This is a genomic window from Micromonospora sp. CP22 (assembly GCF_009712475.1).
GTDB lineage: Bacteria > Actinomycetota > Actinomycetes > Mycobacteriales > Micromonosporaceae > Micromonospora.
This window is the reverse complement of the sequence record NZ_VCJO01000004.1, coordinates 94,586-120,383: the sequence shown is the minus strand read 5'-3', so window position 1 is coordinate 120,383 and position 25,798 is coordinate 94,586. Positions and strand designations below refer to the sequence as shown.

Genomic DNA, 25,798 nt, shown 5'->3' with positions numbered 1-25,798 from the left:
CTGCTGTGGTCAGTCGTCGCGGTGGTCGCGCCACCACTGCTGACCGGCTTCGGGGAGGGTGTCGATCGGGTCGTAGTAGGCGTAGCGCTTGCTGAGCGCCTCCAGGTCGGCGGACTCGATGGAGGTGCGGTAGTTCTTCGTCCAGTAGGAGATGCCGCGGTCCCGGTCGTACTCGGTGACCATGTGCACCCAGCGCTTGCCGACGAAGGGCACGTCGCAGACGATCCGTGGGGTGGCGTACCCGGGCAGGTAGCCCATGATGTCGTGCTGGAGCTGCTGGGCGTGCCAGACGGGGACGCGCCAGTGCTCGGCGTTGGGGATCATGTCGCACATGTAGAAGTAGTAGGGCAGGATGCCCGCTTCGCCTTGGAGCGCGAAGCAGAGGTCGAGTAGGTCGGTGCTGGTGGCGTTGACCCCGCGCATCAGCACGCCCTGGTTGCGTACGTCGCGTACGCCGATGTCGAGGGCGGTCTGGGCGGCCCTGGCGACCAGTGGGGTGAGGGACTGGGCGTGGTTGACGTGGGTGTGGATGGCGAGGTTCACGCCGCGCCGGGCGGCGGTGCGGGCGACCCGCTCCAGACCCTCGACGACGTCGGGTTGCAGCCAGTGCTGGGGTAGGCCCATGAGTGCCTTGGTGGCGAGCCGGATGTCGCGGATGGTTTCGATCTCCAGCAGGCGCATGAGGTAGGACTCGAGGTTGCGCCAGGGCACGTTGGCCACGTCGCCGCCGGAGACGACGACGTCGCGGACTCCGGGGTGTGCCTTGAGGTAGCTGATGTGGGCGTTGTAGCGGTCGACGGGTTTGAGGGTGAGTTTGAGTTTGTCGACCGTGGGGGTGGAGTTGCCGACCAGGTCCATGCGGGTGCAGTGGCCGCAGTACTGCGGGCAGGTGGAGAGCAGTTCGGCGAGGACTTTGGTGGGGTAGCGGTGGGTGAGTCCTTCGGCGACCCACATGTCGTGTTCGTGGAGTGAGTCGCGGGTGGCGTACGGGTGTGACGGCCAGTCGGTGCGTCGGTCGGAGGCCACCGGGATCATGTAGCGCCGGATCGGGTCGGCGAGCAGCGCTTCGGTCGTGGGTGGCGCGTCCGGCGTCATGGTGTTGATCATTTGTGGGGTAACCAGCATGGACATGGTGGCCAGGGCGCGCTGGTCGGCTTCGAGGTCGGCGTAGAAGGTGTCGTCGACGGTGTCGCCGAGCACGGTGCGTAGTTGCTTGATGTTCTTGACGCAGTTGACGCGTTGCCACTGGGCGTTCTCCCACTGGTCGCGGGTGATGTCGCGCCAGCCGGGAAAGCGGGTCCAGTCGGGTTCGACGAGTGGGGTGCGGCGGTATTCGTAGGGCTGGCCGGTGCGGGCGGTGGTGGGGGCCGGCGGTGGTGCCGGGATGGTCTGCACCGGCGGTTGGGTCTGGGTCACGGCCCCTCCTCTGGTCTGTCCGGGTGGTCAGCGACCCGAAGGCTACTGGAAAAATTTCGGTAGAGAAATTAGTCTGCCGTAAGTTTTCCCGCCACGCGAGCCGAAGGCGGGGCTTCAGGCGGTCGGACAGGGGAGGTCGGCGTGACGTCACCGGTGGGCCTGCACCGCGTCGTGGAACCGGCGGGTGTGCTGCCGCAGGCTGCCTGGCGGCTGGACGCGAGTGCGGAGATCGCGCCGAACGAGGTGCGGATCCGGGTGGAGCGGTTGAACCTGGACGCGGCGAGTTTCCGGCAGTTGTCGGTCAAGCACGGTGGGGACGGTGACGCCGTGCGGGCCGAGGTGCTCGACATCATCGCCACCCGGGGGAAGATGCAGAACCCGGTGACCGGGTCGGGTGGCATGTTGATCGGCACTGTCGAGGAGGCGGGTCGTCGGTCGCCGTTGGGGTTGGCGGTGGGCGATCGGGTGGCCACGTTGGTGTCGTTGACGTTGACTCCGCTGGTGGTGACCGACGGGTTGGCCCGTTGGGACGGTCGTAGTGAGCAGGTGCCGTGCGAGGGGTGGGCGATTCTGTTCGCCCGGTCGGTCGCGGCGGTGCTGCCGACGGATCTTGATCCGCAGCTGTCCCTGGCGGTGCTGGACGTGTGTGGTGCGCCGGCGTTGACGTCGCGGGTGGTGTCGCAGTACGTGGCGCAGCGGTCGGCCGAGGGCGGTGACCGGCCGGTGGCGGTGGCGGTGGTCGGCGGGGCGGGTAAGAGCGGTTCGTTGTCGTTGGCGGCGGCGCGGCGGGCGGGTGCGGGTCGTACGGTCGGTGTGGTGCCGGTGGTCGGGGAGCGTGACGCGCTGGTGGCGGCCGGTGTTGCGGATGCGGTGGCGATGGCCGACGCGCGTGATCCGGTGGCGTTGTCGACGGCGGTGACGTCGGCGTTGGGGGTGCCGGCGGACGTGACGGTGGTGTGTGTGGATGTGCCGGGTTGTGAGCATGGCGCGGTGTTGGCGACCGCGGACGGCGGCACGGTGATCTTTTTCTCGATGGCGACGAGTTTCGCGGCGGCGGCGTTGGGTGCGGAGGGTCTGGCGGCGGACGTGACGATGCTGGTCGGTAACGGTTATGTGCCGGGGCACGCGGAGTTGGCGTTGGGTCTGCTGCGGGGTGAGCCGGGGGTGCGTGGGCTGTTCGAGGCGCGGCTGGCGGCAGACTGAGGCCATGATGAACAACCCCTCGACCTTGTATCGCGCCGGTGTGTTGCATTGTCCGGCGGATCCGTCCGCGACGGCGTTGCTGGTGCGTGATGGGCGGATCGCCTGGCTGGGTTCGGATGCGGAGGCGCCGTCGGCGGATCGGGTGGTGGATCTGGCTGGTGCGTTGGTGACGCCGGCTTTCGTGGACGCGCATGTGCATGTCAGCGACACGGGGTTGGTGTTGTCCGGGCTGGATCTGTCCGGGGTGCGTTCGGCTGGTGAGTTGTTGGACGCGGTGTCGGCGTTCGCGGCGGGGTTGCCGGCGGACGCGGTGGTGTTGGGGCACGGGTGGGACGAGTCGACGTGGTCGGTGGGGTGTCCGCCGTCGGCGGAGGAGTTGGGGCGGGCGGCGGCCGGGCGGCGGGTGTATCTGTCGCAGGCGTCGATTCATTCGGCGTTGGTGTCGTCGGCGTTGTTGGCGGCGTGTCCGGAGGCGGCCGGTGTGCCGGGGTACGACGGGTCGGGTTGGCTGCGTCGTGATGCGCATCATGTGGTGCGGGCGGTGGCGCGGGCGTCGGTGACGCGGGCGCAGCGGGTGGCGGCGCAGCGGGTGGCGTTGCGGCGGGCGGCGTCGTTGGGGATCGCGGCGGTGCACGAGTGTGGTGGGCCGGAGATTTCCGATGAGGAGGATTTCACCGGTTTGTTGGCGATTTCCGGTGCGGGGGTGCCGGAGGTGTACGGGTACTGGGGTGAGTTGGGTGGTGCGGCTCGGGCGCGGGAGTTGGGTGCGGTCGGTGCCGGTGGTGATTTGTTCGCTGATGGTGCGTTGGGGTCGCGTACGGCGTTTCTGTCGGAGTCGTACGCCGATGGTGACGGGTGTGGTCACGGTTATCTGAGCGCGGACCAGGTCCGTGATCATTTGTTGGATTGTGCGGCGCATGGGATGCAGGGCGGGTTCCATGCGATCGGTGACGCGGCGGTGTCGACGGTGTTGGAGGGTTTCGCGGCGGCGGCCCGGCAGGTGGGTACGGATCGGTTGCGGGCGGCGCGGCATCGGGTGGAGCACGCGGAGATCGTGGATCGGCGGTTGATCGCCGGGTTCGTGGAGTTCGGGGTGGTGGCGTCGATGCAGCCGGCGTTCGACCGGTTGTGGGGTGGCGCGGGTCGGATGTATGAGGCGCGGTTGGGGTTGGCGCGGGCGTTGGCGTCGAATCCGATGGGTGCGATGCACGGGGTGGGTGTGGCGTTGGCGTTCGGGTCGGATTCGCCGGTGACGCCGTTGGATCCGTGGGGTTCGGTGCGGGCGGCGGTGGCGCATCACAACCCGGTGCAGCGGATGAGTGTGCGGGCTGCGTTCGCGGCGCATACCCGGGGTGGTTGGCGGGCGGTGCATCTGGACAGCGAGGGGGTTCTGGCGTTGGGTGCGCCGGCGACGTTCGCGGTGTGGTCGACGCCGGCTGGGGTGGAGCGGGGGTTGCCGGTGTTGCAGGCCGAGGATCCGGAGGCGCGGGGTGCGGATGATCCGACGCCGTTGCCGGTGTGCCGGCGCACGGTGTTGCGTGGCGAGGTGATTTATGAGGAAGGGTCCGCGTGACTGGGAAGCTTGATCTGGATCCGGTGCTGGTGGCGCGGGCGCGTCAGTTGGCGCGGCGGGCCGGGCAGCCGGTGGTGGAGTTGGCGCGTAGCCATACGACGGTGTCGGTGGAGCGGGCGGTGCTGCGGCTGGCGGGGGTGGCCGGTGCTGATCCGGATGGCATTCCGTGGGTGAACCGTCTGGTGGAGGCGGTGGTGGCGGATGTCGGTTTGGGTCACGGGGTGGCGCTGCCGGTGTTCGACGCGTTGGTGCGGGAGCAGTGCGCGGATGTGACGTTGTTGGCGCAGAAGGCGGCGGCGGGGTCGGTGCGGTTCGTGGTGCCGTCTGGTCGGGCGGCGACGGCGGCGCGGCGGGCGGCGCGGCGGGCGGTGGCGGCGGGGATTCGGCGTATCGATCGGCGGCGGGCCGAGCGGGAGCGGTTGGTGCGGCGGTTCGGGGATCCGCCGCGGCGGCCGTGGATTTATCTGATCGTGGCGACGGGGGACATCTACGAGGACATCCCGCAGGCGCAGGCGGCGGCGCGGGCCGGGGCGGATGTGATCGCGGTGATCCGGTCGACGGGGCAGTCGTTGCTTGATTACGTGCCGGAGGGTGCGACGCGGGAGGGGTTCGCCGGCACGTACGCGACGCAGGAGAACTTCCGGTTGATGCGGGCGGCGTTGGATGTGTCGTCGAAGGAGTTGGGCCGGTATGTGCGGCTGACGAACTACGCGTCGGGGCTGTGTATGCCGGAGATGGCGACGTTGGCCGGGTTGGAGCGTCTGGACATGATGCTCAACGATTCGATGTACGGGATTCTGTTCCGGGACATCAATCCGGTGCGGACGTTCGTGGACCAGCGGTTCTCGCGGCAGGTGCACGCCCGGGCGGGGATCATCATCAACACCGGTGAGGACAACTATCTGACCACTGCGGACGCGGTGGACGAGGCGCACACGGTGACGGTGTCGCAGTTGCTCAACGAGTACTTCGGGCATGAGGCGGGGTTGGCGGACTGGCAGTTGGGGTTGGGGCACGCCTTCGAGATCAACCCGGATGTGCCGGAGTCGTTGCGGTTGGAGTTGGCGCACGCGTTGTTGGCGCGGGAGTTGTTCCCGGATGCGCCGTTGAAGTGGATGCCGCCGACGAAGCACATGACCGGTGACGTGTTCCGGGGGAATCTGCTGGATGGTTTCTTCAACCTGGTGGGTGCGCTGACCGGGCAGGGGATTCTGCTGGTGGGGATGATGACGGAGGCGGTGGTGACGCCGTGGTTGTCGGACCGGGACATCGCGTTGCAGAACGTGCGGTACGTGTTGGGTGCGGCGGGCGGGATGGCGGAGGATTTCCGGCCGGTGCCGGGCGGGTTCGTGCAGCAGCGGGCGAACCGGGTGTTGTCCGAGGCGGTGGAGTTGTTGGAGCGCATCGGTGAGCAGTCGTTGTTGACGGCGATCGCCGAGGGCACGTTCGGGATCATGAGGCGGCCGGCGGATCGGGGTAAGGGTCTGGACGGGGTGGCGCGGCATGAGCCGGGTTACTACAACCCGGCGACGGAGATTCTGGAGCAGTCGTCGTGAGTGGTGGCGGTGTCGTGCGGCCGTACGGGGACACCACGGGTGACGGCATGGTGCAGGTGTCGTTCACGTTGCCGGTGCCGCATGACAAGCGGGCCGAGGGTGCGGCGGCGCAGTTGGCCAACAAGATGGGTATCGACCCGGCGATGGTGGTGCACGCGAAGCCGATCGGTGACGGGTTCACGTTCTTCGTGGTGTACGGGCGGGTGAACCATCTGGTGGACCTGTCGGCGGTGCGGGTGGTGGAGCGGGATTTTCCGTTGCTGAGCGCCAAGGAGGTCAACGCGATCGTCAAGCGGCGGTTGCGGCGCAAGTTGTCGGTGGTGGGGGCGTGTATCGGCACGGACGCGCACACTGTCGGCATCGACGCGATCCTCAATGTGAAGGGCATCGCGGGGGAGAAGGGTCTGGAGTACTACCGGGAGTTGTCGGTGACGAACCTGGGTGCGCAGGTGAGTGTGCCGGAGTTGGTGGAGGCGGCGCGGGTGGCGCGCGCCGACGCGGTGTTGGTGTCGCAGGTGGTGACGCAGCGGGACGCGCATGTGCACAACACGCGGGAGATGTCGGCGGCGTTCCGGGAGGCGATGCCGGCGGGTCGGCGGCCGTTGCTGGTGGTGGGTGGGCCGCGGTTCGACGAGTCGCAGGCCGCCGAGCTGGGGGTGGATCGGATCTTCGGTCGGGGGACGACTCCGGGTGAGGTGGCGTCGTACCTGGTCCATGCGTTGATCACGGGCAGGGAGGCGAGGGTGGCATGACGGATCCGCGGTTGGGTGTGACGGTGACGCATCGGCGGTATGTGCCGTACGCGTACGCGCACTATGCGGGCAACCTGGTGGACGGGGCGTACGCGTTGGGTCTGTTCGGGGATGTGGCCACCGAGGTGTGTATCCGCACCGACGGTGATGAGGGGTTGTTCGCGTCGTATTCGGATGTGCAGTTCCGGGCGCCGATGAGGGCCGGTGACGTGTTGGAGGTGGTGGCGACGGTGACGCGGGTGGGTAGCCGGAGCCGCACCATCGACTTCGAGGCGCGGGTGGTGTGTCGGGGTCGGCCGGATCGGGGTGAGTCTGCGGCGGAGGTGTTGGCGGAGCCGTTGGTGGCGGTGACGGCGACCGGCACGGTGGTCGTGCCCGCTGCGGCGTGAGTGTCGCGGTCTGCGCCGACGTCGGTTCGACGTACACGAAGGTCGCGGTGGTCGACCTTGACGGTGGTGGGTTGGTGTCGGCGGCGGCGGCGCCCACCACGGTGGGCTCGGATGTGTGGTATGGGCTGGCCGCGGCGGTGGGTGCGGCCTGCGCGGGGGTGACCTCGGGTGAGGTGCCGTGGTTGGTGTGTTCGTCGGCCGGGGGTGGGTTGCGGCTGGCGGTGATCGGTTACGAGCCGTTGGTGACGGCGCAGGCGGGTCGCCGGGTGGGTCTGTCGGCGGGGGCCGACGTGGTGCATGTGGCGGCGGGGCGGCTGGGTCGGGCCGAGTTGACGGCGTTGCGGGCGGCCCGCCCGGACGTGGTGTTGCTGGTGGGTGGCACCGATGGTGGGGACGCGGACACGTTGACGCACAACGCGACGCGGCTGGCGCGGGCACGGTGGCGGGTGCCGGTGGTGTTGGCGGGCAACGTCGACGTGCGGGACGAGTTGGGCGGGTTGTTGGCCGCGGCCGGGGTGCCGGTGACGGTGGCGGACAACGTGTTGCCCCGCATCGGGGTGTTGGCGCCGGAGTCGGCGCGGGCGGCGATCCGGCAGGTGTTCCTGCGGCATGTCATCGGCGGTAAGGGGTTGTCGCGGGGTGGCCGGTTCGCGCGGCTGGTGCGGGCGGCGACGCCGGATGCGGTGCTGTCGGGGGTGGAGGTGCTCGCCGACGTGGCCGGTGGTGACCTGGCGGTGGTCGACGTGGGTGGGGCGACCACGGACGTGTACTCGGTGCTCACCCCGGACGAGCGGGCCAGCGGGCCGGGCCGGGAGGTGGCCGGGGAGTTGTGGCGGGCCCGGACGGTGGAGGGGGATCTGGGGGTGCGGTGGAGCGCGCCGGGGGTGGTGCGGGCGGCTGTGGAGGAACGTCTGGTCTCGGCGGCCGATGGTGACGCGTTGGCGGTGGACGCGGCGGTGCGGGCCGCCGATCCGGGGTTGTTGCCGGTCGACGCCGCCGGGCGGGCGGTCGACGCACAGTTGGCGGCGTTGGCGGCGACGGTGGCGTTGCGTCGGCATGCCCGTGGGGTGGGCACCGGTGAGCGGGCCGGTCGGGATCTGCGGGACGTGCGGCTGCTGGTCGGTTCCGGTGGGGTGTTGCGGCATGCCCCGGGCGGCGACGCGGCGGGGGTGTTGGCGGCGGTGTTGACCGATCATGCCGGTGGGTGGGCGTTGCCTCGGGCGGCCCGGCCGGTGGTGGACACCGACTATGTGTTGGCCGCTGCGGGGTTGCTCGCCGAGGAGCATCCGGTGGCGGCGCGGGCGCTGGTGCGGCCGTTGCTGGGGTGAGCAGGGTGGACGGTGGCCGGTCGGGAGCGACACGCCGAGGGCGGTGCGACGACTCGTCGGGGGTGGGTTGACAAGCCCGGGGGTGGGCCACGTACCGTCTTTGAGTCCTACCACGGGAAGCGGCTGTTGTTCGCTTCGTCCCTTCGTCCGCTGGCCGAGCGACACGGTGCATCGTCAGTCGCGGCGGCCAGGTCCAGCGGGCGGGGGTCGGCGGGGCGGCGCGAACCGGCCGCGGTTACCGGTGTACGGGCAGGATGGGGTGCACGGCCAGTAGACAACGGCCAGGCGGAGACAGCCAGTCATCGTCCGGTCGGTCCGAAGGTCGGCGTGTCACATTCCGCCGCACCGGCCGGGAGGGGCCTGGGAGCATCGGGGCGCGGCGTATGCCGCGCCCCGACTTCGTGGGTGACCATCGCCACTGACCGACGCAGCGGCGGCGGGAGGGGCCGATGCGGACGCGGTGCGTCGAGCATCCGTCGGGTCGCCCCGCACCCGCTGACGATCAGCGTCAGCGGGTAGCCTTCGGCGCGTGATCGCGTCCGACCCGCCCGTGACGACCGTGGACCGTGCCGCCGGATCCCACCCGCCGACGCCCGTGCCGGTGGCCGGGCCGGTGCGCCTGCCGGTGGCGGTGGTCATGGCGGTGGCCGCCGGGCTGGCGCTGCTGCTGGCCTTCCCGCCGTACGGGTGGTGGCCGCTGGCACCGGTCGGGGTGGCCCTGCTGGCCGCGGCGACGCACCGGCGGCGGCTGCGGGCCGGTGCCGGGTTGGGTTTTTTAGCCGGTCTGACCCTGTTCGCGCCGATGCTGGCCTGGACGAACCTGCACACCGGCTACCTGCCGTGGGTGCTGCTGTCGCTGTTGCAGGCGGCGTATGTGGCGCTGCTGGGTGCGGCCACGGCGTGGGTGTCGCCGCTGGTCGACCGGTTCCCGGCGGGGTGGCCGGCGGTGACCGGTGTGTTGTGGGTGGGGCAGGAGGCGTTGCGTGACCGGACACCGTTCGGCGGGTTCCCGTGGGGGCGGTTGGCGTTCGGTCAGGACGAGTCGCCGCTGCTGCGGCTGGCCGCGGTGGGCGGTGCGCCGCTGGTGACGTTCGCGGTGGCGGTGGCCGGTGGGCTGCTGGTCACCGGTGTCTGGTGGGCGGCGCGGGCCCGTCGAGTCGACGGCCGGGGGTGGTGGGTGCCCGCCGCCGGGTGCGCGGCGACGGTGGTGCTGCTGCTCGCCGGTGGGCTGCTGGTGCCGGTGGCGACGACCCGCGACGCGACGAGCGTGACGGTGGCGATCGTGCAGGGCAACGTGCCACGGCTCGGGTTGGACTTCAACGCGCAGCGGCAGGCCGTGCTCGACAACCACGTCGACGCCACCATCGCCCTGGCCGCCGAGGTGGCCGCCGGTGCCCGACCCCGACCGGATCTGGTGGTGTGGCCGGAGAACTCCAGCGACATCGACCCGCTGCGCAACGCCTCGGCCGGGGCCCGGATCTCCGCCGCCGCGGACGCGGTCGGGGTGCCGATCCTGGTGGGTGCGGTGCTGTTCGGGCCGCAACAGGGGCAGGTGCGCAACGCGGGACTGCTGTGGCGGCCCGGCAGCGGCCCCGACCTGGAGCAGCTGTACATCAAACGTCATCCGGTGCCGTTCGCCGAGTATGTGCCGCTGCGTCGCATCGCCCGGATGGTCAGCGACCAGGTCGACCGGGTGCGGGCCGACTTCGTGGCCGGCACCGAGGCGGGGGTGGTGCACAGCGGGCCGGTGGTGCTCGGCGACGTGATCTGTTTCGAGGTCGCCTACGACGGGCTGGTCCGCGACACCGTCGTCGGTGGGGCGCAGCTGTTGGTGGTGCAGACCAACAACGCCACCTTCGACGAGGCGGAGGCCCGCCAGCAGTTGGCCATGGTGCGGCTGCGGGCGGTCGAGCACGGCCGTGCCGCGTTGATGGCCTCCACGGTCGGAGTGTCCGGGTTCGTCGCCCCGGACGGGCGGGTAAGCGACGCCACCGGGTTCAATACCCGCGCGGTCGTGGTGCGGCAGCTTCAGCTGACCGAGGGACGCACGCTGGCCACCCGGGTCGGGGTGCTGCCGGAGGTGGTGCTGGCCGGGCTGGCGGTGGCCGCGCTGGCCGGCGCGGCGGTGCTGCGGCGCCGGCGGGACGGCTGAACCGCACCGGTGGCCGCCCACCCGGGGTGAGGGGGCAGCGGTGAGGCACGGAACGGACATCCGGCCGGTGACGACCGGGGTGCCCGGCGTGGGTCGGGTGCTGGTGGTCATCCCCACCTACAACGAGGCCGACAACGTCACCGCGATCGTGCGGCGGGTCCGCCGGGCCGCACCGCAGGTGGACATCCTCATCGCCGACGACAACAGCCCCGACGGCACCGGCGAGATCGCCGAGGGCATCGCCCGCACCGACCAGCGGGTGCACGTGCTGCACCGGCAGGGCAAGCAGGGACTCGGCGCGGCGTATCTGGCCGGGTTCGCGTGGGCGCGGCGGCGTGGGTTCGACGCGGTGGTGGAGATGGACGCCGACGGCTCACACGCCCCGGAGGACCTGCCGGCGTTGCTGGCGGCGGCCCGCGACGCCGACGTGGTGATCGGCTCGCGGTGGACCCGGGGTGCCCGGGTGGTCAACTGGCCGCTGCGGCGGCTGCTGCTGTCGCGGTGCGGCAACCTGTACGCGCGGTTGGCGTTGGGGATGCCGGTCGCCGACGCCACCGGCGGCTACCGGGTCTACCGGGCCGGGGTGTTGGACGCCCTGGACCTGGATTCGGTGTGTTCGCAGGGGTACTCGTTTCAGGTGGAGTTGTCGCGGCTGGCGCACCGGGCGGGGGCGCGGATCGTGGAGGTGCCGATCACCTTCGCCGAACGGGAACGCGGCGCCAGCAAGATGAGCCCGCTGATCGTCGTGGAGGCGTTGTGGCGGATCACCGGTTGGGCGTTGCGTGACCGGCGCACCGCGGTGCGGCGGGGACTGCACGGGGTCACCGCCGGGCAGGCGCGGTGGCCCTGAGCGGGCGGCGTGTCATGCTGGACAGACCAGACGGCTGCGCCGCCGGGCGCGCCGCGACGACGAGGCGCCGTGAGGCGGATGGGGTGATATGCGCCGAGCACTGAGGTTCGTACCGTTGGCTCTGCTGGTGTCCACGGCCGTGGAGATCGCCGTTTTCGTGGCGGTGGGTCGGGCGTTCGGGTTCGGTACGGCGATGCTGCTGGTCTTCGCGGCTTCGCTGCTGGGCCTGGTGCTGCTGCGCCGGGAGGGTGTGCGGGCGTGGCGCGGTTTCCAGCAGGCGGCCCAGGCGGGTCGGCCCCCCGGTCGGCAGGTGACCGACGGGCTGGTGGGGCTGCTCGGCGCGCTGCTGCTGGCGACCCCGGGCCTGGTCAGCAGTGTGGTGGGGTTGTTGTTGCTGGTGCCGCCGGTGCGCGGGTTGATCCGTGGTGGGGTGCAGCGGGCCGCCGAGCGGCGGGTGTCGTCGATGACCGCCGGTGACCTGTTCGGGCCACGCCGGGTGCGGGTGTATCGGGGTGGGCCGCAGCAGCCGCCACCGTCGCAGCCCACGACGTCGCCGACGCCCGGCACGGCCGTCGAGGGGGAAGCCATCGAGGGTGAGATCGTGGAGCCGCGCTGACGCGGCCGGACACGACGGTGCCCCCGGGGAATTCCCGGGGGCACCGTCGACGTTTCGCCGTCAGGCACGACCGCGACGGGTGCGGACCTCCTGCAGCCGCTCGGCGAGGATGTCCTCCAGTTCGGCGATCGAACGCCGCTCCAGCAGCATGTCCCAGTGGGTGCGCGGCGGCTTGGCCTTCTTCTGCTCCGGCTCACTGCCGTCGACGAGTCGGGCCACGCTGCCGTCGAACTTGCATTCCCAGGTGGTCGGCACCTCGGCGTCGACGGCGAACGGCACCTCGAACTGGTGACCCTTGGCGCACAGGTACTCGCGGGTCTGCCGCGGCGCGAGCTCCGTGTTGCGGTCGGACTCGTAGCTGACCGCGCCCAGCCGGCTACCGCGCAGCATACGCTCGCCCATGATCGACTTCCCCTCTTCGGTGGTGCAGGTCCTATCGGTGTAACGGTCCGTCTCCGTCGGGCCATTCCCACGGCCACGCCTCGACGCCCGCAGACCCGGGTGCGCAGTCAAGGGTAACCGGCCATGACGTACGCCCGGCGGGGTCGTCCCAGCCGGGTCGTCTCAGCGGACCGTCGCCGCCAGCGGGAATGGTAACCGGCGCGGGCCAGGTGGCGGGGACGCGACGGCAGACGCGCCGCGTCGTAGCCGAAGGTGTCGCGGCACGGTCAGCCGGTTCGGGGTGTCGGCGGCAGCGGCAACGGCAGCCCGGGCAGGCCGTCGATGCTGGTGGCGATGTCGTCCTTGCCGGCGAAGTAGGTGTCCAGCGACGCGTCGTCCTCCCGGCCGAACCGGCGGGCGTGCAGGTCCCGGTCACCGTCGTAGGTCATCAGCGGCACCGCGAACCCGCAGGTGTCGCGGATCAGCCGGGCGTGCACCACGATGATCGCCCGGAGGCCGTGCTGGGTGGTGTCGATGTCGGTGAAGCGTGCCAGCAGGTCGGGAAAGCGGGGGTCGTCACGGAACACCGGCTCGCCCCGGCCGTGCACCCGCACGATGGTGGGCGGGCCGGTGAAGGCGCACCACATCAGCGTGATACGGCCGTTCTCCCGCAGGTGGGCGATGGTCTCGGCGTTGCCGCCGGCGAAGTCCAGATAGGCCACCGTCTGCTCGTCGAGCACCGTGAGGCTGCCGCGCAGCCCCTTGGGCCTGTCCGTAGCTTCCAGCGAAAAACCAACGCTAAGGTCCATTGATCTTCGTGGTGGGTGACCCGTAGCGTGCCGTCCGTTCGGTGACGGTCGCTGTGCGGGCGGTGGTGGGTGGCGACTCGGGATGTGTTCTCCGAGGAGGAGCTGGCGCGGCTTCGGGGGTTCCCGGAGGTCACGCGGGCTGAGTTGATCCGCTACTTCACGGTGACCGGCCCGGACGAGGCGTTCCTGCGGAAGTTCCGGACCGGCCGCAACGTGCTGGGCGCGGCGGTGCAGTTGTGCACGCTGCCGTGGTTGGGGTTCGTGCCGGACGAGGTGGTCTCGGCGCCGGCGGCGGTGGTGGGCCGGTTGTCGCAGCGGCTGGGTGTGCCGATGGGCGAGTTGCGCGGCTACGGGGAGCGGGAGCAGACCCGCACGGATCATCTGCGGCAGGTGGTGGCGTACTGCGGGTGGCGGGCGATGGACACCGCCGAGTGGAAGGACCTGGACGAGTTCCTGTTCGCGCGGGCGATGGAGCACGACTCGCCGAAGCTGCTGTTCCGGCTGGCCTGTGAGTATCTGATCTCGTCGCGAGTGGTGCGGCCCGGTGTGGTGCACCTGCTGGAGCACGTGGCCACGGCGCGGGCCCGGGCGCGGGCGGAGACGTGGACGCGGGTGGCGCATCTGCTGACCGACCGTCGCCGGGCGGAGCTGGACCTGCTGCTGGTGCCCGACGCCTACCTCGGGCGCACCCCTCTCGCCTGGTTGGGGGTGGGGCCGACGTCGTCGAGTCCGATGGCGGTGAAGGCGGAGTTGGAGAAGCTGGCCTACCTGCGCCGCCTGGACGCGCACACCCTGGACTTGTCGATGCTGCCGACCGAGCGTCGCCGGTTCCTGGCGGGCGTGGGGCGGCGGCTGACCGGGCAGGCGTTGCAGCGCCGCGAGCCGGAGCGGCGGTATCCGATCCTGTTGACCCTGCTCGCCCAGTCCGCCGTTGATGTCCTCGATGAGACGTTGCTTCTGTTCGACCAGGCCGTCTCCGGACGTGAGTCGGCCGCGCGGCAGAAGGTCGTCGAGGCCCTGGCGGAGCGCGCTAAGGGTGGGGAGAACCGGCAGGCCCTGCTCGACGAAATCCTGACCATCGTGCTCGACCCAGGAGTGGGTGATGAGCAGATCGGTGGGCTGCTGCGCGGCCGGATCGGGATGGAGCGGATGCGCGCGGCCTGGACCGAGCGGCGTGAGCGGCTGCCGCGTGATCACGGGCATTTGGCGATGATGCACGCCTCGATGACCTACCTGCGCCAGTTCGCCCCGGCTGTGCTGGCGGCGGTGCGGTTTGCCGGCGGGCCGGGCACCGAGCAGCTCTTGCAGGCGGTGGCGGTGCTGGCGGAGTTGTACGCGACCGGGACCCGGAAGGTGCCGGCCGGGGCGCCGGTGGGGTTCGTGCCCACGAGGTGGGCCGGGTACCTGGCCGCTGCGGCGGAGGCCGGGAACGTGACCGAGTATCGGCACTACTGGGAGATCGCGGTGCTGATTGGCCTGCGCGATGGGCTGCGCTCCGGTGATGTGTTCGTGCCAGGGTCGCGGCGGTACGCCGACCCGGCGTCGTTCCTGCTGACCGCTGAGGCGTGGGCGCCGCAGCGCACCGAGTTCTGCCACCTGGTCGGCAAGCCGGCCCCCGCCGCCGACGCCCTCGCACAGGCCGACGAGGAGCTGCATACCGCCCTGGCCGACCTGGAGACCCAGCTGGCCAAGGGCGATCCGGGCGAGGTGCGGCTCACCGACGACGGGGAGCTGATCATCCCGCCGTTGACGGCCGAGGACGTACCGGCCGAAGCCGACGCGCTACGCGCCGAGCTGGCCGCGATGCTGCCCCACCTACCTCTCGCGTCGGTGCTGGTGGAGGTCGACGCGCGGACCGGGTTCACCGACCATCTGGTGCACGCGGGCGGGAAGGTGAACCGGCCGGCGGAGCTCAAGCGCAACCTGCTGTATGTGATCATCGCCGAGGCCACCAACATGGGCCTGTCCGCGATGGCCGAGTCCTGCGGCGTACCGTACGACGTCCTCGCGTGGACCGCCGAGTGGTACTTCCGACCCGAGACTCTGGAGGCGGCCAACGCCGCGGTGGTGAACTACCATCACCGGCTGCCGTTGACCCGGGCGTTCGGGTCGGGGGCGCTGTCGTCATCCGACGGGCAGCGGTTTCCCGTGAAGGGCAAGTCCATCACCGCGCGGCACCTGTCGCGGTATTTCGCCCGCGGGCAGGGCGTGTCGACCTACACCCACGTCTCCGATCAGCATTCGACGTTCGACACGAAGGTCATCGTGGCCACCGCCCCGGAGTCGCACTACGTCCTGGACGGGCTGCTGGGCAACGCCACGGACCTGCCGACGTTCGAGCACGCCACCGACACCCACGGCGCCACCCTGGCCAACTTCGCCCTGTTCGACCTGGTCGGCAAGCAGCTCTCGCCGCGCATCCGCGACCTGGGGAAGATCACCCTCTACCGCACGGGCGCGAAGGCCGACGTCCTGGCCCGGTATCCGCGGTCGGGCCCGCTGCTGACCCGCCGGCTGAACACCGACCTCATCGTCAGCATGTGGGACGACCTGCTGCGGGTCGCCGCCTCGGTGCAGGGCGGGCATGCCACCGCCGCCCTGGTGGTCGGGAAGCTGTGCTCGTCGAAGCGGCAGCAGAACGCCCTCACCTCGGCGATCAAGGAGTACGGGGCGCTGCGCCGCACCGTGTACGCGGCCCGGTACTTGGCTGACGAGACCTACCGGCGCAGGATCGCCCGGCAGTTGAACAAGGGCGAAAACCTGCACGCCCTGCGCCGCTCCCTGGCCTACGCCGGGGAGGGGGCGATCCGCCGCCGGCACCACGAGCAGCAGACCGAGCAGATGTGGTGCCTGACCCTGGCCACCAACGCCATCGTCTGCTGGTCACCGAATACCACGGCCTCGCCGTCGGCGCGCTGCGCACCGGCGGCCGCCAGGTCGACGACGAGGTCCTCGCCCACATCTGGCCCACCCATCACGCCAATGTGCACTTCTACGGCACCCACTCCGTGGACATCGACGGCGAACTCGCCCAGCTCGACGCCGACGGCTACCGGCCGCTGCGCCTACCCGGTCCGGCGGAGTTCGCCTGAGCCGGCCCCGGGTAGCCGCCGTTGCCGGCGGGGGTTGCGGTCATACTGCGCGGGCGGGCAACGTCGACGGTTGAGGTCTCGACCGGATCCTCTACTCGAGTTCGACGCGCGCCGCATGCAACGCTGAGGCGCGTCGGCGCGTGGGGCTGGCGAAGGCTGCCAGTCCGGTGAGCAGGAGCGCGGTGCTGACGGCCCAGGATGCCGGGTCTGTGTCGCTGCGGGCTGGCCAGTCCAGCGGCGGAAGGTCGGTGCCGGTGCCCGCGACGACCAAACCGATGCCGAAGGCCGTGATCGGGACCATCCAGCCCATGCTGAGGCGGAAGGCGGCGGCTCCGAGCAGGGAGTAGCCGAGCAGGCCCAGGTAGTTGCGTAGCGCGCCGGGTTCGGTGATGGTGCCGGTGAGCGGCTGGGCTGCCCAGGCGACCAATGCGGCGCCGATGAGGACGGCCGCGGCCAGGTAGAGCAGGTCGTACAGGTCGACGCGGCGCACGGCGAGGTGTTCCTGCATCGGCAGCGCCGACCACGCTGCGGCGGTGGTGAGGTAGGCGGTGATCGCGGGCAGAACGGCGGCCCAGGGTAGCGGGATCGGCTCGCTGGCGCCGATGAACAGGTGTTGGCCTGCGAGCTCGCGGGCGACGACTGCGACGGTGATGAGGGCCAGCAGCAGGGGCGCCGCTCGTCGGGACTTCAGGAGTAGTCGGGGGCCGATCATGTGAACGACTGCGGGGCCAGGGAGCAGGTACGCACGGCGCCGGCGTGGGCGGTGAGCCACTGCTGCTGGTTTCTCAGGGGCAGACTGAGGAAGTTCACTTTGGCCTGCTGCTGGTCGGGGGTGCGTGGTGTGAACAGGTTGTCGTCGCCGACGGCCCACGCCACGACGAGTTGCGCCATGGCGTGAGCGGTGTTGTCCCGTCGAGGCCCGTGGGCGCATGAGTCGACGCCGAGGGCGGCGATGGCGATGTCGAGGCTCGCGCGGTCGTAGTGCTCGACGGTGGGGGCGTCGAGGGCGTAGGCGATCGCGCCTGGTGTGGGTAGGCCGCCCACGCCTCGGGGGCGCTGTTCCACCCGGCTAATGGCGAATGGTGTGGCGGCTAGGCGCTGGGTGATCGCCTGCGCCCGCTGACTGATCGGCGAGAAGCTGTTGGCGAAAGCGGGATGGATGCACACCTGGGGTGAGCTGCCGGAGCAGGACCAGACGATGTGGCGGTTCACGTCGACGTAGCGGCCGTTCTCGCCGATGACGATCGCGGCGCCGCTGACGGCCAAGGCCAGGGACGCCCCGACTGCCGGGATCACCACTCGGGCCGAGGAGCGCACCTTGACGGCGGCCAGGGCCAGGGCCAGCAGCGCCAGGCCGGTGAACCACAGCATCTGGCCGCGCATGGTCGGAGCATGCGGTGCGCTGAACGGTGGGATCAGCTCGACGGTGAACGGGAACATCGCGTACCAGGTGCCGTACTGCCCGAGGTTCCAGGTGGTGGCCAGGTAAGTGACCAGCGCGGCGATGAACGGGGTGAACCGACCTGGCAGCAGCACGCCCACGCCGTAGGCGACACAGATGGCGGCGGTGAAGCCGACCCCGGCCGAGGCCAGCCACCACCAGAACGGGCCACCCCACGTCGCGGTCGCCGCCGTGGGCACCAGCGTCACCATCGCGACCAGGGCGTAGGCCACGGTGGCGCATGCCGCCAGCACGCCGGCCTCGACCAGCGGCGCCTGCGCCGGATCGCGGCCCGCCAGCAGCCAGGCGTGGCGTGCGGCGCGGCGCTGCGAGCGGCCTCCCGCCCAGGCGGCAACACCCACGGCCAGCGGAGCCATCAGCACCGGGGCGCTCGTCACCGCGCCGGTGGCGTACGACCAGACATTGTCCGCGCTCATCTGGGCGCGGGCCATGAACACGCCGATCCCTACCAGGACAGGCAGGCTCCACAAGCCCGGCCCTCGGCGCAGCTCGATGCGGACCGGGGTCACGCGCGCACCGCCGGCTGCCGCAGCGCGGCCAGATAGCCGCGCTCCAGATCGCTGTCCCCGTCCGTTCCTGTCCTGGCAAGGCCTTCCAGCCCGGCCACCGTCCCGGTGAACACCACCGAACCCTCGTTGAGCACGATCAGGGTGTCCGCGACGTGCTGGGCGTCGTCCACCACGTGCGTACTGACCAGCACGGCGGCCGTGTCGGCAACCTTCCGCAGGACACGACGCAGCTCGATGCGCTGCTGAGGATCGAGACCGGCCGCCGGCTCGTCGAGAATGAGCAGCGCCGGCTCGTGCACGATCGCCTGCGCGATACCGGCCCGGCGCAGCAGCCCGCCTGACAAGCTGCCCATGCGTGAGGCGGCCCGCCCGGACAGATTCATCAACCGCAGCGCCCGGTCCACCTTCACGCCGATGTCTCGCTCCGGTACGCCCTTAAGCCAAGCGGCGTAGCCGACGAAATCCCGGACGGTGTAGCCGGGGTAGTGTGACACCGTCTGTGGCAGGAAACCGATTCGCGCCGCGACGGCCCGAAGACCGCCGCGGCGCAGCACATCACGACCGAGAACGTGAAGGTTCCCCGCCACCGGACGCTTGAGACCCACGATGGTGTGCAGCAGTGTCGTCTTCCCGGCCCCGTTCGGGCCCAACAGAACCGTCACCCCGCACGGAACCACGACGTCGAGATTGCGAAACACATTCCGCTTCCCGTACCGCTGCGCCAGTCCGTGTCCGATGACTGGGTCATCCATCGCGGGCCCCCCGAATGCGTCAGGATCAGCACGTGGTCACCTGAAGGTTGCCGGTGTCCTCATAGGTCGGGTGAGAGGTGAAAAATGAACGACCGTAGTAGTTCGCGGTCCGTCCGCCGTCGCAGCTGCTGGTCTCAGCGTAGTAGACGGTGCCCGTGTAGTGGTCGTCGTAACTGGACACCACCGGGTCGGGCAGAACGCTCACGTTCCTCTTGATCTCGATGCGGAAGGTGCGGGTCGCGGACGTGGAGCAGTACGCGTCGTTGTAGGCAGTCATGTAGCCGCCGCTCTGGGAAATCACCGGGTTGCCCTGGGAGCAGCCCGACGGGTTCGCCCATGCCGGACTGGCCACCGCGATAGTGGACAGCCCGAGGGCGACCGTCATCACGGCCGCCGTCGATCGCCTCATGCGATTCTCCGATCCTCGCTACGGATGGCACATGCGCATGGCCGTGATGATGACTAGTCGAATTCACCCAAGCACTGTCAGTCGCCGCCGTCAATGGCTGACGATTCGCTGTCTGCCATTTGCATGACTTGGAGGTCCGCTCCCTGCCTGGAGACGCACGAGAATTAAAGACGAAGAGAGTATCTCCGACTCATGCGTCTATGTGCGCCAATTTCCCTTGCAGGGGCATGTCGACGCAGTGACGCCGCCACCCGGCAATCTCACGTCCCCTGGGCAAGAACGTGCCGATCATGACAGCCGACCGCCGCGGCTTCTCAGCGCTCACTGCCCAGCGTGGGGCCCGCCTCGGCCACGCGGAGAGGTGCTGAGCAGAGGATCGTACAGGGCGAGGTCGGGCGCGGGCCGGGTGTCGTCGGGCAGGGCGGCGATCTGGGCGGCGAGGCGCGGCTGCGCTAACTGCGGTGGCAGCAGTTCGGGCAGTGCCTTGTATATGGTGCTGCGCGAGACGCCGACGAGCTTGGCGATGGCGCTGATGGACCGGTCCGGCTCGGTGAGCAATTGGCGGGCGTAGGCGAGCTTCTCCGGGGTCATCGCCGGTGGCCGGCCCAAGCGCTGGCCGCGGGCGCGGGCGGCGGCCAGGCCCTCGTTGGTGTTGGCCACGATGATCGTGCGGATGAACTCGGCCAGGGCGGCGAAGACGTGGAAGACGAACATGCCGCCGGCGGTGGTGGTGTCCAGCTTCTCGTGCAGCGACAGGAACCCCACCCCCTGGCGCTTGAGTCGACCCACGATGCCGATCAGGTCCTCCAGGGACCGGCCGAGCCGATCCAGCGACACCACGGTCAGGGCATCACCGGGCCGGGCGTAGTCGAACATCCGGGCCAGCTCCGGCCGGTCGGCGTTCTTGCCCGAGGCCTTGTCGAAGAAGCAGCGCGCGCAGCCGGCCGCAGTCAGCGCGGCCTCCTGGCGGGCGAGGTTCTGCTCGCGGGTCGACACCCGGCCGTAGCCGACGAGCACCCCGGCAAGCGGAGCGGGCGCGAGAAGGTCCACCGGAACGGGCGTGGGGGTGGTCATGCCATCCATGGTGCCCAACAAACGCTGCGGCGGATTCTTGGACACGCCCGGTTTCTGGACAGGTTTGTTGGACAGCCCTGACCGATCGCCGATCTACTTTTTGATCTTGTTCGGGAAACGGTCGATTCTCGGACACCCCTGCGCCAAGTCCTGCCCGCATTCGCATTCGCCGACGCCGGACCGTCACTCACCACCACGCCCGATCGATGCACAAGGCGAAGGGGTCGCGCGTCGACGGCCCGGTGCCACCTCTGCCGCACCACCGTCAACGACGCGCAGCATGTGGCCGGCACCCGGGGGGTGGGTGCCGGCCACATGCTGCGTTGGGGTCGGCGGTCCGCAGAGGGCCACGCCGCCCCACTCGCCTAGATCAACTTCTTAGCGTTGATTTTTCGCTGAAAGCTACGGCTGGGCCCTTGGGTGAGAGGTTGACCGTGCCGTCACCGGCCAATGGCGCGGTCGCGGTGAAGAACATCGGCTGCGCCTCGATGAACTCCCGTAGCCGCCCATCGATGCGCTCATACGTCATCCCCATACCCCCATCCTCGCCCACCCACCCGAGGTTCGCGAGGTCCTGGTCAGGGGGTGGAGTGGGTCAGGGCGGTGGCCAGGTCGGCGACCTTCGCGGCGAGCTGCGCCACCTGCTCACGGGCGTCGTCGCGGTCGGCCTCGACGGCACGCAGGCGTACGGTCAGCTCGGTCACCTGGCGCTGCGCGGCGCCGAGCGTTGCGCGTACGCCGGCCAACTCGTCGTCCAACCGGTCCGCGCGGGCGGTGACGGCGGCCTGCTGCTCCCCGGCCTGGTGGGCCTGCGCCCGCGCCCGGTCCCGGTCGGCCTCGGCCAGCCGACGTGCCTGCTCCGCCCGCTCGGCCTCGACGCGCGCCGAGGCCGTGTCCGCCCGGGACCGTTCAGCGTCCACCCGGGCCTGGTCGGCTTCCGCGCGGGCCTTCTCGGCGTCGACGCGGGCGGCGTCGGCGTCGGCCCGCGCCTGCGCCAGCTCACCCCGCAGCCGCTCGACCTCGGCCAGCGCCGCCGCTGCGGCGTCGGCGGCCCGCTCGGCGTCGACGCGTGCGGCGTCACGATCCGCGGCCACCTCGCCGCTGCGGCGCTGCTCGGCGGCCAGGTCGGCGCGCAGCGCGGCCAACTGACTGCGGGCGGCGTCCCGGTCGGCCTCGGCCTGCGACCGCAACGCCTGCGCCGCCGCCGCCTCCCGCAGCGCCTCGTCCCGGGCCGTCTCGGCGTCCTGCGCCCGCTGCTCGGCGGCGGTCACCTGCGCGCCCGCCCGGGTGACCTCGACACGAGCGGCGTCCCGCTCGACGGTCGCCGCCTCGCAGCGCCGGCGCTGCCGTTCGGCCTGCGCCACGGCGTCCTCGGCGGCCCGCACCGCCTCGTCGCGTTCGGCCTGCGCCGCCGCGACCTCCCCGGCGGCCTCCGCGCGTAGCTGCGACAGCTGCCGCTGCACCCCGGCCGGGGACAACTCGGCGTGCAACGCCTCGGTCAGCGTCGCCACGATCTGGTCGAGCCGATCCACGGCCTCCCAGGTGCGCGCCACCTGACCGGGCAGGCCCGGGGCGTTGCGGTGACGCATCCGGCTGTTGCGGGAGGCCCGCTGGCAGGCGCCGTCGTTGTCCCGGCAGTACCGGAACGGGCGGCCCGCACCGGCCCGCTGCGGCACGTCACGCCCACAGTGGGCGCACGGCCGCGTCTCGGGGGCGGAAATCGACTCGGCGTCCATCGAGGCGGCAGTCTAGTGGGCCCTGTCGGCGACGGCGACGAGGTCACCGCAGGGCCACCGGAGAACCCGGCGCATCCGGTCAGCGGGCCGCCGTCCGATCGTCGAGCACCGCCGGGGCGGTGCTGTCGCGCACGGTCAGCTGAGGTTCCAACAACGTCACCTGCGGGGTCGCCTCGTCGCGTACCTTCCGCATGAGCAGCGACACGGCCTGCCGGCCGATCTCCTCGGCGGGCACCGGCACGGAGGTCAGGCGCGGGTTGGCGTGCTCGGCGAACTGGTCGGGGCAGACGGCCACCACCGACACGTCATCCGGCACGCGTCGACCCAGCGCGGCCAGCGCCGCCTGCACCGGGCCCACCGCGGCCTCGTTCTGCACCACCAGGGCGGACAGCTCCGGCTGCCGGTCGAACAGCTCCACCACCCGGCGGTGCACCTCGGCGGCGTTCTCCTCGCAGGGCAGCGTCACCGCCTCGACCCCGTGTCGGGTCGCCGCCTCCACCACGCCCGCGCGGGTGCGGTGGGCGAAACCGGTGCCCCGGTCGTAGACGGCTTGCGGCGCGCCGAGCAGCGCGATACGGCGGTGACCGAGGCTCGCCAGGTGCTCCACGCACACCTGGCCGGCGCGGTGGAAGTCCAGGTCCACGCAGGTCAGTCCGTCGGTGTCGGCGGGCACCCCGATCAGCACGCTGGGGCGGCCGAGCTGCCGCAGCAGCGGCACCCGCACGTCGTGCAGTTCCACGTCCATCACCAGCACCCCGTCGACCAGGGCACCGGCGGCGATGCGGTGCAACCCCTGCGGGCCCTCGTCGGAGGTCAGCAGCAGCACGTCGTGGTCGTGGCTGCGGGCGGAGGTCACCACCGCCGTGGCGAACTGCATCACCACCGGCACCTGGATGCCCGAGCGCAGCGGCAGCACCAACGCGATCACGTTGGCGCGTCGGCTGGCCAGGGCCCGCGCACCCGCGTTGGGGTGGTAGCCGAGCAGCCGGACGCTGGCCAGCACCCGGTTGCGGGTCACCTCGGAGATGGCCCGTTTGCCGCTGAGCACGTACGACACGGTGCTCACCGCGACACCGGCGTGCCGGGCCACGTCGGAGATGGTGGGTTGACCGGACGGCACCCGGCCCCGCCCGCTCACCGGACCCCGCTCACCGCGTGCGGCTGGCTCGGGTGGGCCGGTGACTCACCGCGTACGGCGAGGGCGCCGACCAGCCGGATGTCGGTCGCGGAACGCCCGACCAGCACGGTGTGGGTGGCCTCCTCCACCACGGTGCGGCCCCGCTCGGCGTCCCACCAGCCCAGCTCGGCGCTGCGCAGCCGCAGCGTGACGGTGCGCCGTTCACCGGCGGCGAGGACGACCCGGGTAGCGTCGCGCAGTTGCCGCAGCGGCTGTTTGACCCGGGAACGCCGCTGTCGGGTGTAGAGCTGCACCACCTCCACGCCGGGGCGGTCACCGGTGTTGACGACGTCCACACTCACCTCGACATCCTCGCCGACACTCACCGATGTGGCGTTCAGCCGTAGGTCGCGGTAGTCGAAGTCGGCGTAGGACAGTCCGTGCCCGAACGGGTACAACGGTTCGCCCCGGTAGTACAGGTAGGTGGAGTCCGCGCCGATCACGTCGTAGTCGAGCAGGTCCGGCAGTTCGGCGGCGTCGGCGTACCAGGTCTGGGTGAGCCGGCCGCCGGGCTCGGCGTCGCCGAGCAGCACCTCGGCCAGGGCGTGGCCGTGTTCCTGCCCGCCGTGGGAGGACCAGAGCACCGCCGGCAGGTGCTCCCGCGCCCACCCGATGGCGTACGGGTAGCTGCTGGTGACCACCAGCACGGTGCGCGGGTTGGCGGCGTGCACGGCGCGCAGCATCGCCTCCTGCCGGGCCGGCAGGGACAGGTCGAGCCGGTCCTCGGTCTCCCGACCGTTGACCATCGGGTGGTTGCCCAGCGTCACCACCGCCACGTCGGCGGCGGCGGCCAGTTCGGCGGCCCGTGCCGCGCCGTCGACGACCACGTCGATGTCGAAGGGGGTGCCGGCCTGCCGGTCGTCGCCGTCGACGCGCAGCAGGCCGTCGTCGTCGACGGTGACGTACCGGTCGGTGGCCAGGTGACGCAGCAACACGGTGCCGTCGGGCAGCGGGTCGAACTGGAAGGTCTCCCGGACCACCCAGCCGCCGGGGCCGGGCCGGTCGTTGACCAGTGTGCCGTCGTCGTCGACGCCGACGTGGCGGCCGTTGCCGGCGGCCCGCAACGCCACCGTGTCCCGACCCCAGTCGAACACGTCGAAGCAGGCGACTGCCTCCCCGACACGAAGTGGCCCACCGTCGGCGTCGTCGGGGCAGCCCACGTGCCGGTCGCCCACCCGCAACCCGATCCGGTCGGTGCCGGGGTGGCTGGTGACCTGCGGCAGCCGCTGCGCCAACCCGTCACTGACGCTGACCGCGTACGGCAGGGTGCCGCTGTACCAGTCGGTGTGCACGATGTCGGCGAGCGGGCCGAGCACGGCGACGCGCAGGTCGGACGGCAGTGGCAGCAACCCTTGGTTGCTCAGCAGCACGATCGACTGTCGGGCGGCTTCCCGGGCCAGGTTCTGGTGCGCCGCGCAGTTGATCACCTCTGGGCCGACGGTGGCGTACGGGTCGGTGTGTGGTGGGTCCAGGTCACCGAGCCGCAACCGGATGGTGAGCGCCCGCCGGACCGCCCGGTCCACGTCCGCCTCGGTGATCAGCCCCCGGTCCAGGGCTTCGGTCAGGTATCGGCGGGTGGGGGCGCTGTCGGCGTCGTGCTCGGTGAAGCTGTCGATGCCGGCACGCAGCGCGGCGGCGAATCCGCTGACGTCGTCGGGCAGGTGGCCCTGCACTCCGGCGATGTTGCTGACCGCGCCCGCGTCGCCGACGACCAGCACCTCGCCGGGCGCCCACCGGCGCAGTTCGTCGTCGATCAGTGGGCTCAGGTGTGCCGGCACCCCGTCGACCAGGTTGTACGAGGCCATCGCGGCGACCGCCGCGTCGGCGGCGATGGGGGCGCGGAACGCCGGTAGTTCGTACTCGTGCAGCACCCGGGGTGGCAGGTTGCTGGAGGTGGTGGCCCGGTCGGTCTCGTTGTTGTAGCCGAGGAAGTGTTTGACCGTGGGGGCGGTCCGCAGCCGTTCGGGGTGCTCACCGCGGAGCCCCTGGGCGTAGGCGGTGGCGAGCCGCCCGGTCAGCCACGGATCCTCCGACCAGCCTTCCTCGTTGCGTCCCCAGCGTGGGTCGCGCAGCGGGTTGACCACCGGTGCCCACACGTTGAGGCCGACCTGGTGCGGGTCGGCCTGGTGTTTGGCGCGTACCTCGTCGCCGACGGCGGCGCCGACGGCGCGGATCAGGTCGGGGTTCCAACTGCTGGCCAGGCCGATGGCCTGGGGGAAGACGGTGGCCGCGCCGAGCCAGGCGACGCCGTGCAGCGCCTCGGTGCCGGTGCGGAAGCCGGGCAGGCCGAGGCGGGGGACGGGTGCCTGCCACTGGTGCAGCAGCCCGATCTTCTCGGGCAGGGTGAGTCGGGTGAGCAGGTCGTCGACCCGCTCCCGGATGGCGGTGGTGGTGGTGCGGTCGGTCATGGTGGTTCGCCTTCCCGTGCCCGGCGCGCGCCGGGGGTCGAAGCGCTTCGACGGCGGATGGCCGGGCGGCCTCACAGGTCGTGGTGGGGTGACGGTCGTCGGCCCGGACGCTGGCGAAGCGCTTCGACAAACCGTGGAAATCAAGCCGCCCCAG

20 protein-coding genes and 2 pseudogenes are annotated in these 25,798 nt (G+C 71.2%); 10 read left to right on the top strand and 12 right to left on the bottom strand.

What is annotated here, in order from left to right; genetic code table 11:
- Window positions 1-9: 9 nt before the first annotated feature.
- Window positions 10-1,416, bottom strand: coding sequence for a lysine 2,3-aminomutase (locus FF096_RS09090; RefSeq protein ID WP_309222960.1), 1,407 nt, complete (start codon window positions 1,414-1,416; stop codon window positions 10-12).
- Between the two features lie 153 nt (window positions 1,417-1,569).
- Between FF096_RS09090 and FF096_RS09085 the strand changes: the two genes are divergently transcribed.
- The 9 genes from FF096_RS09085 to FF096_RS09045 all read left to right on the top strand — a co-directional run bounded on the left by FF096_RS09085 (window position 1,570) and on the right by FF096_RS09045 (window position 11,835).
- Complete coding sequence (locus tag FF096_RS09085; protein WP_309223052.1) at window positions 1,570-2,619, top strand: zinc-binding alcohol dehydrogenase; 1,050 nt, start codon at window positions 1,570-1,572, stop codon at window positions 2,617-2,619.
- 7 nt (window positions 2,620-2,626) lie between these two features.
- Window positions 2,627-4,192: an amidohydrolase gene (locus FF096_RS09080; RefSeq protein ID WP_155216852.1), complete on the top strand. Its 1,566-nt coding sequence runs from the start codon at window positions 2,627-2,629 to the stop codon at window positions 4,190-4,192.
- Window positions 4,189-5,748, top strand: coding sequence for a lysine 5,6-aminomutase subunit alpha TIM-barrel domain-containing protein (locus tag FF096_RS09075; RefSeq protein WP_309222959.1), 1,560 nt, complete (start codon window positions 4,189-4,191; stop codon window positions 5,746-5,748). Before FF096_RS09080 ends, FF096_RS09075 begins: the two co-directional genes overlap by 4 nt.
- Window positions 5,745-6,500 (top strand): OAM dimerization domain-containing protein, encoded by a 756-nt coding sequence (locus FF096_RS09070; RefSeq protein ID WP_309222958.1) that lies wholly within the window; start codon window positions 5,745-5,747, stop codon window positions 6,498-6,500. The genes FF096_RS09075 and FF096_RS09070 overlap by 4 nt, the downstream gene beginning before the upstream one ends.
- On the top strand, window positions 6,497-6,889 hold the full coding sequence (locus tag FF096_RS09065; RefSeq protein ID WP_155216347.1) for a hotdog domain-containing protein: 393 nt from the start codon (window positions 6,497-6,499) through the stop codon (window positions 6,887-6,889). Before FF096_RS09070 ends, FF096_RS09065 begins: the two co-directional genes overlap by 4 nt.
- Window positions 6,886-8,217, top strand: a complete 1,332-nt coding sequence (locus FF096_RS09060; protein WP_309222957.1) for a glutamate mutase L — start codon at window positions 6,886-6,888, stop codon at window positions 8,215-8,217. Before FF096_RS09065 ends, FF096_RS09060 begins: the two co-directional genes overlap by 4 nt.
- A gap of 559 nt (window positions 8,218-8,776) precedes the next feature.
- Entirely contained in the window at window positions 8,777-10,369 is a 1,593-nt protein-coding gene (gene lnt / locus FF096_RS09055) for an apolipoprotein N-acyltransferase (RefSeq protein ID WP_375335322.1), read from the top strand.
- Between the two features lie 40 nt (window positions 10,370-10,409).
- Window positions 10,410-11,219, top strand: a complete 810-nt coding sequence (locus FF096_RS09050) for a polyprenol monophosphomannose synthase (RefSeq protein ID WP_309222956.1) — start codon at window positions 10,410-10,412, stop codon at window positions 11,217-11,219.
- 88 nt (window positions 11,220-11,307) lie between these two features.
- Entirely contained in the window at window positions 11,308-11,835 is a 528-nt protein-coding gene (locus FF096_RS09045) for an FxsA family protein (RefSeq protein ID WP_155216345.1), read from the top strand.
- Between the two features lie 60 nt (window positions 11,836-11,895).
- On the opposite strand, the gene FF096_RS09040 is transcribed toward FF096_RS09045, so the two are convergent.
- Window positions 11,896-12,237: an RNA polymerase-binding protein RbpA gene (locus FF096_RS09040; RefSeq protein WP_046564157.1), complete on the bottom strand. Its 342-nt coding sequence runs from the start codon at window positions 12,235-12,237 to the stop codon at window positions 11,896-11,898.
- A 266-nt stretch (window positions 12,238-12,503) separates the two neighbouring features.
- Complete coding sequence (locus FF096_RS09035) at window positions 12,504-13,025, bottom strand: pyridoxamine 5'-phosphate oxidase family protein (RefSeq protein WP_230462427.1); 522 nt, start codon at window positions 13,023-13,025, stop codon at window positions 12,504-12,506.
- A gap of 69 nt (window positions 13,026-13,094) precedes the next feature.
- Between FF096_RS09035 and FF096_RS09030 the strand changes: the two are divergent.
- Window positions 13,095-16,117: pseudogene (locus tag FF096_RS09030) on the top strand (Tn3 family transposase).
- 91 nt (window positions 16,118-16,208) lie between these two features.
- Here the strand turns inward: FF096_RS09030 and FF096_RS09025 are convergent.
- From FF096_RS09025 to FF096_RS08985, 9 genes and pseudogenes are all read right to left on the bottom strand, one after another.
- Window positions 16,209-16,829, bottom strand: coding sequence for a hypothetical protein (locus FF096_RS09025; protein WP_155216343.1), 621 nt, complete (start codon window positions 16,827-16,829; stop codon window positions 16,209-16,211).
- Window positions 16,826-18,088, bottom strand: a complete 1,263-nt coding sequence (locus FF096_RS09020) for a hypothetical protein (protein ID WP_155216341.1) — start codon at window positions 18,086-18,088, stop codon at window positions 16,826-16,828. The genes FF096_RS09025 and FF096_RS09020 overlap by 4 nt, the downstream gene beginning before the upstream one ends.
- Entirely contained in the window at window positions 18,085-18,840 is a 756-nt protein-coding gene (locus FF096_RS09015) for an ATP-binding cassette domain-containing protein (protein WP_155216339.1), read from the bottom strand. Before FF096_RS09015 ends, FF096_RS09020 begins: the two co-directional genes overlap by 4 nt.
- Window positions 18,841-18,865: 25 nt before the next feature.
- Window positions 18,866-19,225, bottom strand: coding sequence for a hypothetical protein (locus FF096_RS09010; RefSeq protein ID WP_230462425.1), 360 nt, complete (start codon window positions 19,223-19,225; stop codon window positions 18,866-18,868).
- 345 nt (window positions 19,226-19,570) lie between these two features.
- Window positions 19,571-20,323 carry a recombinase family protein gene (locus FF096_RS09005; protein WP_375335315.1) on the bottom strand — a complete coding sequence of 251 codons (753 nt, stop codon included), beginning with the start codon at window positions 20,321-20,323 and terminating at the stop codon, window positions 19,571-19,573.
- Between the two features lie 394 nt (window positions 20,324-20,717).
- A pseudogene (locus FF096_RS09000) lies at window positions 20,718-20,858 on the bottom strand (pyridoxamine 5'-phosphate oxidase family protein); the annotation flags it as partial.
- A 43-nt stretch (window positions 20,859-20,901) separates the two neighbouring features.
- Window positions 20,902-22,059 carry a hypothetical protein gene (locus tag FF096_RS08995; protein ID WP_155216335.1) on the bottom strand — a complete coding sequence of 386 codons (1,158 nt, stop codon included), beginning with the start codon at window positions 22,057-22,059 and terminating at the stop codon, window positions 20,902-20,904.
- Window positions 22,060-22,138: 79 nt separating this feature from the next.
- Window positions 22,139-23,197 carry a LacI family DNA-binding transcriptional regulator gene (locus FF096_RS08990; RefSeq protein ID WP_309222955.1) on the bottom strand — a complete coding sequence of 353 codons (1,059 nt, stop codon included), beginning with the start codon at window positions 23,195-23,197 and terminating at the stop codon, window positions 22,139-22,141.
- A complete protein-coding gene (locus tag FF096_RS08985; protein WP_155216334.1) occupies window positions 23,194-25,644 on the bottom strand; it encodes a glycoside hydrolase family 3 C-terminal domain-containing protein in 2,451 nt (816 codons plus the stop codon). The genes FF096_RS08990 and FF096_RS08985 overlap by 4 nt, the downstream gene beginning before the upstream one ends.
- Between the last annotated feature and the right edge of the window lie 154 nt (window positions 25,645-25,798).

Bases quoted from the DNA above. Each gene is read 5' to 3' on its own strand.
- FF096_RS09080 (WP_155216852.1), top strand. From the start codon at position 2,627: ATGAACAACCCCTCGACCTTGTATCGCGCCGGTGTGTTGCATTGTCCG.
- FF096_RS09065 (WP_155216347.1), top strand. From the start codon at position 6,497: ATGACGGATCCGCGGTTGGGTGTGACGGTGACGCATCGGCGGTATGTG.
- FF096_RS09045 (WP_155216345.1), top strand. From the start codon at position 11,308: ATGCGCCGAGCACTGAGGTTCGTACCGTTGGCTCTGCTGGTGTCCACG.
- FF096_RS09040 (WP_046564157.1), bottom strand. From the start codon at position 12,237: ATGGGCGAGCGTATGCTGCGCGGTAGCCGGCTGGGCGCGGTCAGCTAC.
- FF096_RS09035 (WP_230462427.1), bottom strand. From the start codon at position 13,025: ATGGACCTTAGCGTTGGTTTTTCGCTGGAAGCTACGGACAGGCCCAAG.
- FF096_RS09025 (WP_155216343.1), bottom strand. From the start codon at position 16,829: ATGATCGGCCCCCGACTACTCCTGAAGTCCCGACGAGCGGCGCCCCTG.
- FF096_RS09015 (WP_155216339.1), bottom strand. From the start codon at position 18,840: ATGGATGACCCAGTCATCGGACACGGACTGGCGCAGCGGTACGGGAAG.
- FF096_RS09010 (WP_230462425.1), bottom strand. From the start codon at position 19,225: ATGACGGTCGCCCTCGGGCTGTCCACTATCGCGGTGGCCAGTCCGGCA.
- FF096_RS09005 (WP_375335315.1), bottom strand. From the start codon at position 20,323: ATGACCACCCCCACGCCCGTTCCGGTGGACCTTCTCGCGCCCGCTCCG.
- FF096_RS08995 (WP_155216335.1), bottom strand. From the start codon at position 22,059: ATGGACGCCGAGTCGATTTCCGCCCCCGAGACGCGGCCGTGCGCCCAC.
- FF096_RS08985 (WP_155216334.1), bottom strand. From the start codon at position 25,644: ATGACCGACCGCACCACCACCACCGCCATCCGGGAGCGGGTCGACGAC.